The organism is Chryseobacterium vaccae (assembly GCF_009602705.1).
Classification (GTDB): Bacteria; Bacteroidota; Bacteroidia; order Flavobacteriales; family Weeksellaceae; genus Chryseobacterium; species Chryseobacterium vaccae.
Window position 1 is genome coordinate 3,248,511 of record NZ_VSWH01000001.1, and the last position, 13,584, is coordinate 3,262,094.

Below are 13,584 nucleotides of genomic sequence, written 5' to 3' on the forward strand. Positions count from 1 at the left end.
TTTAACAAAGAATAGGATAAAATCCTATTATATTGAAATTTGAATATTGAATTAAAATAAAACCGGGCACGGCCCCATTAAAATGAACAAAAAATTAAAAGTAGTATTATCCGGCGGCGGAACAGGAGGACACATCTTCCCGGCAATCGCCATTGCAGACGAAATCAGAAAAAGATTTCCTGATACAGAATTTTTGTTCATCGGAGCCAACGGAAAAATGGAAATGGAAAAAGTTCCTCAGGCCGGCTATAAAATTGAAGGAATTGATATCGCCGGAATAGACAGAGGGAACCTTTTATCCAATCTGGGCCTGCCTTTCAAAATTCTGAAAAGCCTGTCCAGATCCAAAAAAATCATTAAAAGTTTTGCTCCGGATTTTGCTGTCGGAACAGGTGGTTTTGCCAGCGGTCCGGCCTTATATGAAGCAAGCAAAATGGGAATCCCAATCTTTATTCAGGAACAGAATGCCCACGCAGGAGTAACCAATAAGATTCTGAGCAAGAAAGCAAAGGCCGTATTTACAGCCTATCCGAAAGTAGAAGGCTTCCCAGCAGAAAAAATAAAATTCCTGGGTAACCCGATTCGTGAGAATATCGTTACCGGAATGACGGAAACCGCTCTTGCCAAAGAAAAAATGGGAATAAGCAAAGATAAGCTGACCATCCTTTCCGTAGGCGGATCTTTGGGCTCCAGAACATTAAATAATGCCTGGAAATCGCATTTAAATGACATCATAAACAAAGACTATCAGCTGATCTGGCAAACAGGAAAACTCGATTATCAAAATATTATTGAAGAGACAAAAGATGTTGATACCCGAAATATCCAGATACGTGAATTCATTAAAGACATGGAACTGGCCTATTCCGCAGCAGATATTATTGTTTCGAGAGCCGGAGCCATTGCCATCTCAGAACTGGCCGTAGCAAAAAAACCGGTTCTGTTGGTCCCTTTCCCGTTTGCGGCAGAAGACCACCAGACCAAAAATGCCATGAATCTGGTTGAAAAAAATGCAGCCAGAATGGTAAAAGACTCTGAAATGCAGGAGAAATTCTGGAACACCTTATCAGAGATTTGCGAAAGCGAAAATTTAAGAAAAGAAATGTCTGACAATCTGGAATATTTTGCCAAGCCTGATGCCGCAAAACAGATTGTAGACGAAATAATGAAAAAGTTGTAGAAAATAGTAATAACAATACATTCTACATCATAGAGTAATACAAAAAGAAATGAATATTTTAGAAACATATCAGAAATTTTACTTCGTCGGAATCGGCGGGATCGGGATGAGTGCTCTGGCGCGTTACTTCAACGCATCAGGCAAAAAAGTATTGGGATATGATAAAACCGATACCAAACTGACTCAACAGCTGATGAAAGAAGGAATTGATATTGCTTTTGAGGATATTCTTGACGAAAGAATTACTTCCCTTCACAAAGAAGACACTCTGGTGATCTATACTCCGGCTATTAAAACACTGGGAATCCTTGATTATTTCAATCAAAACCAGTTTGAAGTTTTAAAACGTGCCAAAGTATTAGGACTGATCACAGAAAATACAGAATGTATTGCGGTAGCCGGAACCCATGGAAAAACCACCACCTCTACTCTGGTTTCCCATTTGTGTAAAGAAGCAGATCTTCCTTTCTCATGCTTTTTAGGAGGAATTTCTGAGAACTTTAAGTCTAACTTTCTGTACAATGGAACACAATATTCAGTAGTAGAAGCGGATGAATATGACAGAAGCTTCCTGAATCTTTCTCCGGACTGGGCGGTTATTACCTCTACCGATGCAGACCATCTTGATATTTATGGCGACAAAAGCCATATTGAGGAAGGATTCAGACAGTTTGCAGCACTGGTTCCGGAAGACAGACAGCTGTTTGTGAGAAAAGGACTAGAAATAGGCAGAGCGCATCAGACCTATGCCGTTAATGAAAAAGCAGATTACTATTCAGATAATCTGCGTATGGATCACGATAAAATCTATTTTGATTTCCATACCCCGACTGAAACCATAAAAGATTTCGTTTGGGAAATCCCGGGTATCCACAACGTGGAAAACGCCACGGCGGCATTGGCTATCCTGCACAATTTAGGCGTAGATTTTGAGACCCTGAAAAAGGCAATTGCCAATTTTAAAGGCATTAAGAGAAGATATACCAAACATATTTATCCAAACGGTAAAATCTACATCGATGATTACGCCCATCATCCAACAGAGATCAATGCCGTAATGAGTTCAGTAAGAACTTTTTATCCGGATAAAAAATTATTGGTGGTATTTCAACCGCATCTGTTCAGCAGAACAAGAGACTTTGCTGACGGATTTGCGGAAAGCCTCAGCAATTCTGATGAGCTGATCCTTCTGGACATCTATCCTGCAAGAGAACTTCAGGAAAATTTTGAAGGAATTACCTCAGACTGGCTTTTGGAAAAAGTAACCTTAGATAAAAAAGAAGTATCAGCATTATCCGATGCTTTTGAAAAGATAAAAGAAAAAGATTTTGACATTCTTCTAACCGTTGGCGCAGGAAATATAGACACCCTGTACGACCCTGTTTGTGAATGGATTTCAAAAATATAAGTTTAATCCAAACTGAATAAAAAAACTTGCGGCAATAGCGCTTATAGAAAAAAATGAAAAAAAAATACAGAATATTAAAAATTGCGGTCACTGTGATCATCTTAGGATTACTGCTGAGTTTCTCATTAAAGAGATTCAGTGGTCAGAAGATTACGGACCAAAAGATTTCTGTAAAAATGAATGAAAAAACACCGGTTTACTTTATCGATGAAAAAGATATAAGAGCCATTGTCAAAAAAGAAAACCCTTCAGGAAAAGTTGGAGATCTCAATATTCCCGCACTGGAAAAGAAGATTAACTCCCTTCCTGCCGTAGACAGTGCTAATGTATATTTAAATCTAAATGGTAAACTGAACTTGGATATTAAACAAAGAGTTCCTGTTTTCAGACTTAACAAGGACGGAAGAGATTTTTATGTAGACCAGAAAGGAACAGAGTTTCCTATTTCAAAGACCTATTCTCATCCTTGCATGCTCGTAACGGGAAATGTAAAACCCGAGGAATATCAGAAGCTGGCTGAATTGGTAGAAAAAATAGACAAAGATAATTTCAGCAAAAAATTCTTTATCGGAATCTCCAAATACAAGGACGATTATAATCTCCTGACCAGTGAAGGAAATTATAAAGTAGAAATAGGTGATCTTGATAATATTGAATTTAAAGTAAAAGGTTTTAAAGCGTTTGTAGAAAAATACCTGGTCTATCAGGATCCTCAGAAATACAATATGGTCTCCGTGAAATACCAAAACCAGATTGTAACCACTTTAAATCCTTATTTTAAAGAAAATGACAGTATTCTGAAGGCAGGAAATAAGGAGCTTGCAAAAGCCCCAATCCCTACATCAGCGAAGAAACCTGATTTAGCACCCAAACCCGCTGAAAAAAAGAAACCGGCTTCATCCTCAGCAAAGCCAAAAGAAAATATAAAGCCAAAAACAACGGCCAAACCAAAGGAAACGAAGAAAGCAGAGAAAAAGCCAGCAGCGGCAAAGCCCAAAGCAAAGGTCAAAATAGAATAAAATCTAGTCTCAGAAAGACATTTTAGCACAAAATTGGATAAGATCCAATCGGGAAAAAAGTAGAAAAAAAATCAAATCGATATAAACAAATGGAAAATCAAGAGTATTCAGTAGGTCTGGACATCGGGACAACAAAGATTGTCGCGATTGTCGGAAGGAGGAATGCACACGGGAAAATAGAAGTTCTCGGTGTAGGGAAGGCCAAAAGTCTTGGAGTTCATAAAGGTATTGTGAACAATATCTCACAGACCATTAATTCAATCAAGGCTGCCGTTTCTGAGGCACAGTCCAGCGCAGGTGTTCCCATCCGTAAAGTCACAGTCGGTATCGCAGGAAAACACATCCGTTCACTGCAGCATTCCGATTATATTATGCGTGAACATCCGGATAAATTTATTACAGATGATGACATTGAAGCACTGAAAGATCAGGTAAAAAAACTGGTTATGCTTCCCGGTGAAGAAATCATCCACGTACTTCCTCAAGAGTATAAAGTAGATTCCGAAGGCGAAATTCAGGAACCTGTAGGAATGCACGGAAAGCGTTTAGAAGCTAACTTCCACGTTGTAGTGGGACAGATGGGCAGCATCCGAAATATCGCAAGATGTGTAAGAGAAGCAGGCCTGGAAATGGAAGCCCTTACCCTGGAACCTCTAGCCTCTTCAGAAGCAGTACTTACCAAAGAAGAAAAAGAAGCCGGTGTTGCTATCGTAGATATTGGTGGTGGTACTACAGATATAGCTATTTTTAAAGATAATATCATCCGCCACACATGCGTAATTCCTTACGGAGGAGGCATTATTACGGAAGATATCAAAGAAGGCTGTTCCATTATCGAAAAACATGCAGAACAGCTGAAAGTAAAATTCGGTTCAGCAGTTCCCGAATTGGAAAAAGACAGTACATTTGTTACCATTCCCGGACTTCACGGCAGACCAGACAAAGAGATTTCTCTAAAAACTTTAGCACAAATCATCAATGCCAGAGTAGAAGAGATCCTTGAAATGGTAAATACAGAATTGAAGGCGTACGGTGCATTTGAACAGAAAAAGAAGCTTATTGCAGGAATTGTCCTTACAGGAGGCGGTTCAAACCTGAAGCATCTTCGTCAGCTGGCCAATTACACAACAGGTTTCGACAGCAGAATCGGTTTTGCCAATGAATATATTGCCAACGATAAAAACCAGTACCTGAAAGGTCCGGAATTTGCTACCTCTATCGGCTTGCTTATGGAAAGTTTAAAGATCAGGGACAAGAAGCAAAATGCTGATATTACAGAACCTGTTTTGGAAGAACAGAAAACAGAAGTTACGGACAGCATACAGGCAGAAACGGTACAACAACAGGTTCAGCAGGCTGTTCCCGTTGAGGAAAACCCCGTTTTAACCGAACAGCAGGAAAACAAAAGAGCGAAACTGACCTTTGGACAGTCACTCATGGAAAAAGTAAAAAAATTCTTTGAAGAAGTAGAATAAATATAAATGATAAAAGATGTGATAAATATTATCAGAAATAGCAGGAGATTTATTATCTTAAACTAAATAAAACATTTATCAGCCATCGTTATCAGTTATCAATTATTAAAAATATAGTTATGGAAAATATAGGTACACAAGGATTTTCATTTGATTTGCCAAAAGGAAATTCATCCATTATAAAAGTGATCGGTGTAGGTGGCGGCGGAAACAATGCTCTGAAACACATGTACGAGAAAGGAATTCACGGAGTAGATTTCGTGATCTGCAATACAGATGCCCAGACTTTAGATAATAACCCTGTTGCCAACAAAGTACAGTTGGGAACTACCATCACTGAAGGCCTTGGTGCCGGCGCTGATCCTGAAGTTGGAGAAAAATCAGCTATTGAAAGCATTGAAGATATTAAAGCTGCTATGGGCCAGAACACGAAAATGGTGTTCATCACTGCCGGAATGGGTGGTGGTACAGGTACAGGAGCCGCTCCTGTTATTGCTAAAGTAGCCAAAGACATGGGAATTTTAACGGTAGGTATTGTTACCGTTCCTTTCAGCTTTGAAGGAAAAAGAAGATTAGATCAGGCTGAAAACGGCCTTGATAAACTAAAAAATAACGTTGACTCATTAATTGTCATCAACAACGATAAGCTAAGACAGCAGTTTGGAAATCTTGGATTCAAACAGGGATTCTCCAAGGCAGACGAAGTTTTAGCCAATGCAGCCAAAGGAATGGCAGAAGTTATTACGGGATATTTTGATGTAAACATTGACTTTAGAGATGCTAAATCAGTGCTTCAGAATTCCGGTACAGCTCTGATGTCTACAGGAACAGCTTCCGGAGAGAATAAAGCTGAAGAAGCCGTAAGAAAAGCTCTTGACTCCCCGTTATTAAATGACAATAAGATTACAGGAGCCAAAAATGTACTGTTACTGATCAGAAGTGGCGCAGAAGAAGTTACCATGGATGAAATAGGTATCATCATGGATCATATTCAGAAAGAAGCAGGAAATACCGCTGATATCATCTTCGGAGTTGGTGCAGATGAGGAACTGGGAGATGCTGTAAGTGTTCTTGTTATCGCTACAGGATTTTCCAATGAGAACAAAAAATTTGCAGGACCTACAGAAAAAATCAGAATCAGTCTTAATGACAATTTTGATGCTCCAAAATCTTCACCATTCAAAACAAGAGAAGAAAGAGAATCTGCTCCTGAGGCAACACACGATTTTGGCAGAAAAAATCTTTTCAGATTAGATGACGAAGACCATAACACTCCACAGTTTGGTTCTACATCTATTGAAAAAAAAATGATCATTGAGGAAGAGGAAATTAAAACAGAAATTAGATTTACAGACAAAGAAGATACCCTGAATACTCCTGAACAGGCCTGGAAAAATGAGGAAGAAAGCAGCCAGGACGCCTACAACCTGTTTTCTATTGATGATGAAGAGGGTGAAGATCCAAACGATTTAGAAATCCAGTCTTTCTCATTTGACTTTGAAAATAAAAAAGATGAGCCTCAATCAGGAAGCACTTTCAATACCTCTTTTTCAGAAGAAAAGCCTGTAGAATTCAGCTTCTTTGTAAACCAGCCTTCATCCAATGAACCAAAGACTGATTTCGGGCAGCCTAAGGCAGAATTCAATGCACCTGTAAGTACTTTGACTGAAACACCGGTTCAACAGACTGAAACGTTCTTCCAGACAAAACAGGAAGAACCAAAAGTTGAAATCAAACCTGCAGTTGAGCATACAACAGAACTGGAAACTCCGAAAACGGAAGAGTCTGAATTCACGTTTGTCAATAAAGCAGTAGATCAGGAAAGAGTATTGGAAAGAAGAAACAAGCTGAAAGAGTTCAATTCAAGATATCAGAGTTTTGACAGCTCCAGCGAATTTGAATCTATTCCTGCTTTCAAAAGAAAAAATATCTCTATCGACGGAGCCAATGCCTCAGACCAGAACATCAATACCTATCTGTCTGATAACAACGGATCTATGCAGGTGAGAGAAAACAGATTTTTAAATAAAGACGTAGATTAATGCTGATGGCAGATAGCTACTAGCAAATGGCTTTAAAAGTCACATCAAAGCGAGCAGCTAACTGCCAGAAGCCAAAAGCATAAAACATGAGTTTAGAAAATACCATAAGCGAAGCTATAAAAACAGCCATGAGAGCAAAAGACAGAGTTGCTCTGGATTCTTTGCGTGCTGTAAAATCTCAGATCTTACTTCTGCAAACAGAAGCAAGAGGTGCTGAAGTTTCTGCAGAGCAGGAAATTGCAATTCTGCAGAGAATGATCAAACAACGTAAAGACTCTTTTGAACAGTTTGCTGCACAGGGAAGAAATGACCTTGCTGAAGTAGAAGAAGCACAGATGAAAGTGATTGAGCAGTTTCTGCCAAAACAGCTTTCCTTAGAAGAGCTGGAAACAGAGATTAAAAATATTATTTCAGAAACCGGAGCCGAGTCTATTAAGGACCTGGGAAAGGTAATGGGAGCAGCTTCAAAAGCATTAGCCGGAAAGTCTGACGGAAAAAGTATTTCCGAGATGGCTAAAAAACTCCTTTCTTAGTTGGCCGTTGAAAAACACCAACCTATTTATAAGGATATCCAACCTTTGCATATCGATTTGATTAAAGAAGCCCGAAATTGTTTAATTTCGGGCTTCATTTTTGGGATATTCAAGATTATTAATTTCAGTTTAATAATATCTAAAACTGAAAAAGAGCTCATTCAACTGCCTCTTAGGCTGTATTGAATAATTTGTTTGCCTGAGGGAAAGCCGTAATTGTTTTTTTCATGGTCCTTTGTTTTTCAGAATCATTTCAAATTTAACAATTATTTTTCATTATTTGTTATTTTATTTTATATTTTTTCAAATATTATTGAATTATTAATATTTAATTAATTTTCTATGCCTAAACCATTGATAGTTTTTATGTATTGAACAAACGTAAAGAATTGCTTAACTTTGTAGGGATAAAAAACAAAATATATGTATCCAACAGATTTAGTAATGCCTATGAAGGCTGAACTTACAGATAAAGGTTTCGAAGATCTAACAACTCCTGCTCAGGTAGAGGGAGCATTAAAGCAGTCAGGAACCACCCTATTAGTGATCAATTCTGTTTGCGGATGTGCTGCCGGAGCTGCAAGACCAGGTGTAGTATATTCTTTGACAGGAGATAAAAAACCTGATCATTTAACGACTGTTTTTGCAGGATATGATACTGAAGCAGTAGTAGAAGCAAGAAAACACCTTGCTCCGTTCCCTCCAAGCTCTCCATGTGTAGCGCTTTTCAAAGACGGAGAATTGGTTCATATGCTGGAAAGACATCATATTGAAGGTAATCCTGCCGGGGCTATCGCTGCCAATCTTCAGGCTGCTTATGATGAGTATTGCTAAGAAACAATAATCTAAATAATAAACCGTTACAAATTTTGTAGCGGTTTTTTTATTTCATGCTATAAAAATTTTCTGAAAATCCAAATATCATTATATTTGTTGAAATGGCAACAAAGGCACTCTTCAATACGGTAGTCAACTGGTTTATCCGCCAAAGGATAGATCAGATACAGAATTTCATGAACCATCCTATTGAAACCCAGAAAGGTATACTTTTCTCTCAGCTCTTCCATGCGGAAGATACAGAGTACGGAAGAATACACGGTTTCAATTCGATTTCAAGTTATCAGGACTTTAAAAACAAGGTTCCGATTGTAACTTATGAAGATTTTGAACCGTATATAGAAAAGGCAAGACAGGGCTGCAAAGACGTAAGCTGGCCCGGATATATCAAGCATTTTGCCAAATCCTCCGGGACAACGAATGCCAAAAGCAAATTCATTCCCATTTCAGCAGAGAGCCTTGAATACTGTCATATGAAAGCCGGGAAAGATATGGTTTCCATCTATGCCAATAACCATCCCGAAAACCAGCTTTTCACCAACAAAAATTTACGCCTTGGGGGAAGTTCTGAACTATATGCAGATTTCAACACTAAATTCGGGGATCTGTCTGCTATTTTGATTGATAATCTTCCGTTTTGGGTGGAAATTACCACCATACCCAGCAAAAAAGTTTCCCTGATGTCTGAATGGGAAAGTAAGCTTAAAGCCATTACTTCAGAAGTAAAAAATGAAGATGTAGGAAGTATCCTTGGGGTTCCGAGCTGGATGATGGTTCTTCTGCAAAGAGTTTTAAAGGAAACAGATGCGGAAAGCATTTCTAAGCTGTGGCCTAATTTAGAGGTGTTTTTTCACGGCGGAATCAGTTTTAAGCCCTACAGGGAGCAATACAAACAGATCATCGGAAAAAACATCAATTACTACGAAATTTATAATGCTTCTGAAGGCTTCTTCGGAATCCAGGACCGCTCGGATAGTGATGAAATGCTGTTGATGCTGGACTACGGAATTTTCTATGAATTTATTCCTATGGATCAGTTTCATTTTTCAAATCCGAAGGTTGTTAGTCTTGAAGACGTAGAAATCGGGAAAAACTATGCAATGGTTATTACCACAAATGGCGGACTTTGGAGATACCTTATCGGCGATACCGTTGTTTTTACCTCCATCAGCCCGTTCAGAATAAAGATCACAGGAAGAACCAAACATTACATCAATGCTTTCGGGGAAGAGCTCATGATTACCAATGTAGAATCTGCTCTTTCCAAAGCCTGCGAATCCACAGGAGCCTCTATTGCAGACTTTACAGGAGCTCCGGTTTTCATGAAAGGAGATGAAGGAGGTGCCCACGAATGGATCTTTGAATTCAACCGGCACCCTGACGACCTCGATCGTTTTATTGATGCCTTTGACCAGCATCTTAAGACCATCAATTCTGATTATGAAGCCAAAAGATATAACAACATGACCCTGAAAAGGCCGATTGTACATATTGCTAAAGATAATCTGTTCTATCACTGGCTGGAATCCAAAGGAAAACTTGGCGGGCAGAATAAAGTGCCAAGATTAAGCAATGACCGGGAATATATCGATCCTTTACTGGAAATGAATAAATAAAAAACTACCGCAAATGAATTTGCGGTAGTTTTTTATTTATTAGCCTGTCTTAAGTTATGAATCCGATTTCTTCATAAAAAAAGACATAAAAACAGCAAATAAAATACTGCTTAGCACTAATACAAAACCACTCTTCCCAGTAATTTTATAATCAGAATTGAGGAAACAGTTCAATCCTGAATTGATAGAGAAGAATACAATTATTAGCATCAGTTTTTTCAAATTCATCACTATTTAGATTTCTTTAATAATTTTGTTACGATAACAATTCCGGCAGCGATGCTTCCTCCGAAAAAAATTCCCCATGAGAAAGATTTTTTAATATATTCCTGTATTAAACCTGCATTATCCGCAGAGAGCATGGTATAGACGGACGAATCCAAAAAACGTATCAGAGCAATAATAAACAGAGCTACAAACACAATCATTGAAATATTTTCTTTTTTCATGGTTATTGATTTTTATTCGTTTTGAACAGGGTAAGTACTAAAAGGGAGCTAAACAGTATAAAACCTAAAGCACTGCAGTAAAATTTCCAGCCATTGGGAAGGTCTATGTTTTTATAAGCAGTAAGAAAACTGTATACTGTCATAAAAGCAAGCATGACCAAACCTGAAATTCTGGTAGTTGTAAGCATTAATTTGTTTTTCATAGTCGTTAAAGTTTATTTTTTTTAATGTTATATAATTATGTTTTATTTAAAACTTATAAAAGGTTGGAAGATAGAAGAAGGAGGCTGGAAGTCACTTTTAGTTATAGATAACGAAAATGTCTGTAAAAATCAAATTAGCTAAAAAAGATGGCAACCTATTATTGATGACCTTCAGAACCTCCATCTTCCATCTCCCGGATTACAAGCTCTAAATCAAAAATTCTTATCCCGAACTGAGGTTAAAATGGTATTCCTTTCTGTTGTTCCAAATATATAATCACAAGTTTTCTAAAAACAAATTTTCCTTTTTACGCAGTATGCAAAAAATTAAAATATCTTTGTTTAAAACCACAAAAAGCTTCGCAAATAGGAAAAAATAATTTTGAAGACAGAAAAAACAAAAAAATAGACCATTGATAATCAATACATTTTAAAAGAAATGCAGGTAAACAAAATATTTCCTTATTTTGAAATGAAAACATTAAAAAAAAGAGAAAAAAAGTATTTTAATTTACTTTTATTCAATATTCTTATATTCTTATTGGGGGCATCTTTTAGACAACAAGAAGATAACTCTTCAAAAAAAATAGATTTTGAAAGTCTCCGAAACAAAATATCAGTCATTTCGAAAGATAGAAAACAAGCATTTTATCTCACTCAAAAATATATAGAGCTTGCAAAGAAAAATAACCAGGTTGAAGAAGTAATAACAGGCTATGGATTTGCCACAACGTATGCTCCTGATAGTGAAAAAGCAAAATATGGAGATAGTTTAATTATAGAGTCGGTCAAAACTAAAGACAATCGGTATATCGGTATGGCCTATGCCAGTGCCGCCAATGCAAATTTTAAAAATTACGACTATAAAAAAGCATTGGAAATGGCGATAATAGCCGATGATTATCTTAAAAATGATACTTCTAAAGAGTTCGCTTATGAAGGGCTGTTTACCATTGCCCGGCTTAAAAATAAAATCGGGGATAATATTGAGGCACAGAAGATAGCCAATGAAATATATGAATATTACAAATGGAAAAAGGAAAAGAAAAACACCGCTGATATTAGATCTTCCTATATTTACACCTTAAATACTTTAATAAGAATAAACTCTGCAATCAATAATTTTGGCCAGAATACTATTCTATTAAAAGAAGGTTATTCATTTATTGAAAACAATCAGGATGTTGCTTTTTATTTGGCAGATTTCATCTCATCCGATGCGTTTAATGAGTATTCGCAAAGAAAATATTCTTCTGCTATTGAAAAATTAGAAAAATCTTTAATTTTATACAATGATTCTGATAACCATTTCTATGAAAAGTTTTATCTGGGAATGTGCTATTGGAAATTAGAAGATGATGAGAGAGCTCTACCTTTTTTTCAGGAAATCATTGATGATTATAAAAAAACAGGGAAAATATCTTTAGAATTTCGTCCATCATTTGAGTTTTTTATAGATTATTATAAGAAGAAAGGAAACAGAGAAAAGCAGCTCATTTCAGTAGACGAGCTTTTGCAATACGAGAAAAAATTTAAAGAAGAACAAAATAATATTGCTCAGAAATTAAAGACGGATTATGATGAAAAAAGGCTTGTAGAAGAAAAAGAAAATCTGCTCTCAGACCGGAAAAAAGAACGCTGGAGCTTTATCAGCGTAGGAATCTTAGGAATTATCGCTGCTACAGGTTTTTTCATGTATCAGAACAAAAAGAATAAAAGCCTGCAGCAAGCCATTCAAGCTGATGTTGCAGAAGAGTTGGATAATACGGAATCGTCCGGAATAGGTGATAAGGATAAAGAAGAAATACCTTCTCTAAAAACGACTATAATTTACGAAAAAGAAGAAAACAATCCATCAGAAATAGCTCCTGAAGAGGAAATTCCCATTGTTTACAGCTTACAAAATCAACAAAAAAACAATCCCTTGGAAATTGATTATGAAGCTTATTTACCTATCAACAAACACACTGTTAAACAGCTCCTTAAAAGCTTAGCTGATTTTGAAAAATCCAATAAATATCTGGCTTCAGACTTAAGATTAAATACTCTTGCTGAAAAATTTAATACGAATGATAAATACCTGAGCCGTGTTATTAAAATAAAAACAGGAAAAAATTTCAACAATTATATTAGTGATCTTCGCTTCGCCCATCTTGAAAGCATTTTAAAGAGCGATACTGATTTCAAAGAAAAAAAAATAAAAGAAATTGCTAAATATCTTGGATTTGGAACTCCCGAATTTTTCGCTACTGCTTTTAAAGAAAAATATGGCAAGACACCAAGAGAGTATTTTGAAAACCCTGACCTTTAAATTTGTTTCTATTCTATTAAAATAAAACGCACAAAAGCCCAAAATTGGGCTTTTGTGTGTTTTAAATAGAAATTATATTAATTTATTTCTTTAAGTCTTCTTTTACTTTCTTAGCAGCTTCCTCTACTTTTGATGCACCTTTTGCTGCGGCCTCTTTAGCGTCTTTTCCGGCTTCCTGAACTCCGCTTTTAATATCTTTTCCTACTTTATCAAGATCCTGCTTTGTTTTATCTGCAGTTTCATCAATTTTATCTTTAGCTTTCTGAGCAGCATTGTCTATTTTATTTCCGGCTTCATCTACCTTTGTTTTTACATCTTCTTTGGCTTTATTAATCTTAGAGGTATCCACACCAGGGCCCTCCGTTACGGTTGTAGAAGTAGTAGTTACAGATCCGTCCGGATTTTCAACCTGCTCTGTTTTAGTTGTTGATTTTGTACACGATACTACAGCCAGTGAAATCATTACGATTGCGGCTAAAACTTGTTTTTTCATATTATATATTTTTTAAAG

At 36.8% G+C, this 13,584-nt stretch carries 12 protein-coding genes; 9 read left to right on the forward strand and 3 right to left on the reverse strand.

Annotated elements, in window-relative coordinates; all coding sequences use genetic code 11:
• Window positions 1-82 precede the first annotated feature (82 nt).
• The 8 genes from murG to FW768_RS14780 all read left to right on the forward strand — a co-directional run bounded on the left by murG (window position 83) and on the right by FW768_RS14780 (window position 10,110).
• Window positions 83-1,180 carry an undecaprenyldiphospho-muramoylpentapeptide beta-N-acetylglucosaminyltransferase gene (murG, locus tag FW768_RS14745; RefSeq protein ID WP_153396650.1) on the forward strand — a complete coding sequence of 366 codons (1,098 nt, stop codon included), beginning with the start codon at window positions 83-85 and terminating at the stop codon, window positions 1,178-1,180.
• Between the two features lie 49 nt (window positions 1,181-1,229).
• On the forward strand, window positions 1,230-2,588 hold the full coding sequence (gene murC, locus FW768_RS14750; protein WP_153396652.1) for a UDP-N-acetylmuramate--L-alanine ligase: 1,359 nt from the start codon (window positions 1,230-1,232) through the stop codon (window positions 2,586-2,588).
• Between the two features lie 53 nt (window positions 2,589-2,641).
• A complete protein-coding gene (locus FW768_RS14755; protein ID WP_153396654.1) occupies window positions 2,642-3,607 on the forward strand; it encodes a cell division protein FtsQ/DivIB in 966 nt (321 codons plus the stop codon).
• 89 nt (window positions 3,608-3,696) lie between these two features.
• Window positions 3,697-5,082 (forward strand): cell division protein FtsA, encoded by a 1,386-nt coding sequence (gene ftsA, locus FW768_RS14760; RefSeq protein ID WP_153396656.1) that lies wholly within the window; start codon window positions 3,697-3,699, stop codon window positions 5,080-5,082.
• 119 nt (window positions 5,083-5,201) lie between these two features.
• Window positions 5,202-7,124 (forward strand): cell division protein FtsZ, encoded by a 1,923-nt coding sequence (gene ftsZ, locus FW768_RS14765; protein ID WP_153396658.1) that lies wholly within the window; start codon window positions 5,202-5,204, stop codon window positions 7,122-7,124.
• Window positions 7,125-7,210: 86 nt separating this feature from the next.
• Complete coding sequence (locus FW768_RS14770; protein ID WP_153396660.1) at window positions 7,211-7,657, forward strand: GatB/YqeY domain-containing protein; 447 nt, start codon at window positions 7,211-7,213, stop codon at window positions 7,655-7,657.
• Window positions 7,658-8,080: 423 nt separating this feature from the next.
• Window positions 8,081-8,491: a BrxA/BrxB family bacilliredoxin gene (locus FW768_RS14775; RefSeq protein ID WP_153396662.1), complete on the forward strand. Its 411-nt coding sequence runs from the start codon at window positions 8,081-8,083 to the stop codon at window positions 8,489-8,491.
• Between the two features lie 104 nt (window positions 8,492-8,595).
• Entirely contained in the window at window positions 8,596-10,110 is a 1,515-nt protein-coding gene (locus FW768_RS14780) for a GH3 auxin-responsive promoter family protein (RefSeq protein ID WP_153396664.1), read from the forward strand.
• Between the two features lie 230 nt (window positions 10,111-10,340).
• Here FW768_RS14780 and FW768_RS14785 read toward each other — a convergent pair whose 3' ends face one another.
• Together FW768_RS14785 and FW768_RS14790 are read right to left on the reverse strand one after the other, a co-directional pair.
• Entirely contained in the window at window positions 10,341-10,559 is a 219-nt protein-coding gene (locus FW768_RS14785; protein ID WP_153396666.1) for a hypothetical protein, read from the reverse strand.
• A gap of 2 nt (window positions 10,560-10,561) precedes the next feature.
• Window positions 10,562-10,762, reverse strand: a complete 201-nt coding sequence (locus FW768_RS14790) for a hypothetical protein (RefSeq protein ID WP_153396668.1) — start codon at window positions 10,760-10,762, stop codon at window positions 10,562-10,564.
• Between the two features lie 472 nt (window positions 10,763-11,234).
• Between FW768_RS14790 and FW768_RS14795 the strand changes: the two genes are divergently transcribed.
• Window positions 11,235-13,073: a helix-turn-helix domain-containing protein gene (locus FW768_RS14795; RefSeq protein ID WP_185151984.1), complete on the forward strand. Its 1,839-nt coding sequence runs from the start codon at window positions 11,235-11,237 to the stop codon at window positions 13,071-13,073.
• Window positions 13,074-13,155: 82 nt separating this feature from the next.
• Here the strand turns inward: FW768_RS14795 and FW768_RS14800 are convergent, their stop codons facing one another.
• On the reverse strand, window positions 13,156-13,566 hold the full coding sequence (locus FW768_RS14800) for a hypothetical protein (protein WP_153396672.1): 411 nt from the start codon (window positions 13,564-13,566) through the stop codon (window positions 13,156-13,158).
• Window positions 13,567-13,584 lie beyond the last annotated feature (18 nt).

What these genes read in the sequence shown, in the direction of transcription:
- FW768_RS14790 (WP_153396668.1), bottom strand. Translation starts at nt 10,762, where the DNA reads ATGAAAAACAAATTAATGCTTACAACTACCAGAATTTCAGGTTTGGTC.
- FW768_RS14775 (WP_153396662.1), top strand. Translation starts at nt 8,081, where the DNA reads ATGTATCCAACAGATTTAGTAATGCCTATGAAGGCTGAACTTACAGAT.
- FW768_RS14785 (WP_153396666.1), bottom strand. Translation starts at nt 10,559, where the DNA reads ATGAAAAAAGAAAATATTTCAATGATTGTGTTTGTAGCTCTGTTTATT.
- ftsA (WP_153396656.1), top strand. Translation starts at nt 3,697, where the DNA reads ATGGAAAATCAAGAGTATTCAGTAGGTCTGGACATCGGGACAACAAAG.
- FW768_RS14780 (WP_153396664.1), top strand. Translation starts at nt 8,596, where the DNA reads ATGGCAACAAAGGCACTCTTCAATACGGTAGTCAACTGGTTTATCCGC.
- FW768_RS14770 (WP_153396660.1), top strand. Translation starts at nt 7,211, where the DNA reads ATGAGTTTAGAAAATACCATAAGCGAAGCTATAAAAACAGCCATGAGA.
- murC (WP_153396652.1), top strand. Translation starts at nt 1,230, where the DNA reads ATGAATATTTTAGAAACATATCAGAAATTTTACTTCGTCGGAATCGGC.
- murG (WP_153396650.1), top strand. Translation starts at nt 83, where the DNA reads ATGAACAAAAAATTAAAAGTAGTATTATCCGGCGGCGGAACAGGAGGA.
- FW768_RS14755 (WP_153396654.1), top strand. Translation starts at nt 2,642, where the DNA reads ATGAAAAAAAAATACAGAATATTAAAAATTGCGGTCACTGTGATCATC.
- FW768_RS14800 (WP_153396672.1), bottom strand. Translation starts at nt 13,566, where the DNA reads ATGAAAAAACAAGTTTTAGCCGCAATCGTAATGATTTCACTGGCTGTA.
- FW768_RS14795 (WP_185151984.1), top strand. Translation starts at nt 11,235, where the DNA reads ATGAAAACATTAAAAAAAAGAGAAAAAAAGTATTTTAATTTACTTTTA.
- ftsZ (WP_153396658.1), top strand. Translation starts at nt 5,202, where the DNA reads ATGGAAAATATAGGTACACAAGGATTTTCATTTGATTTGCCAAAAGGA.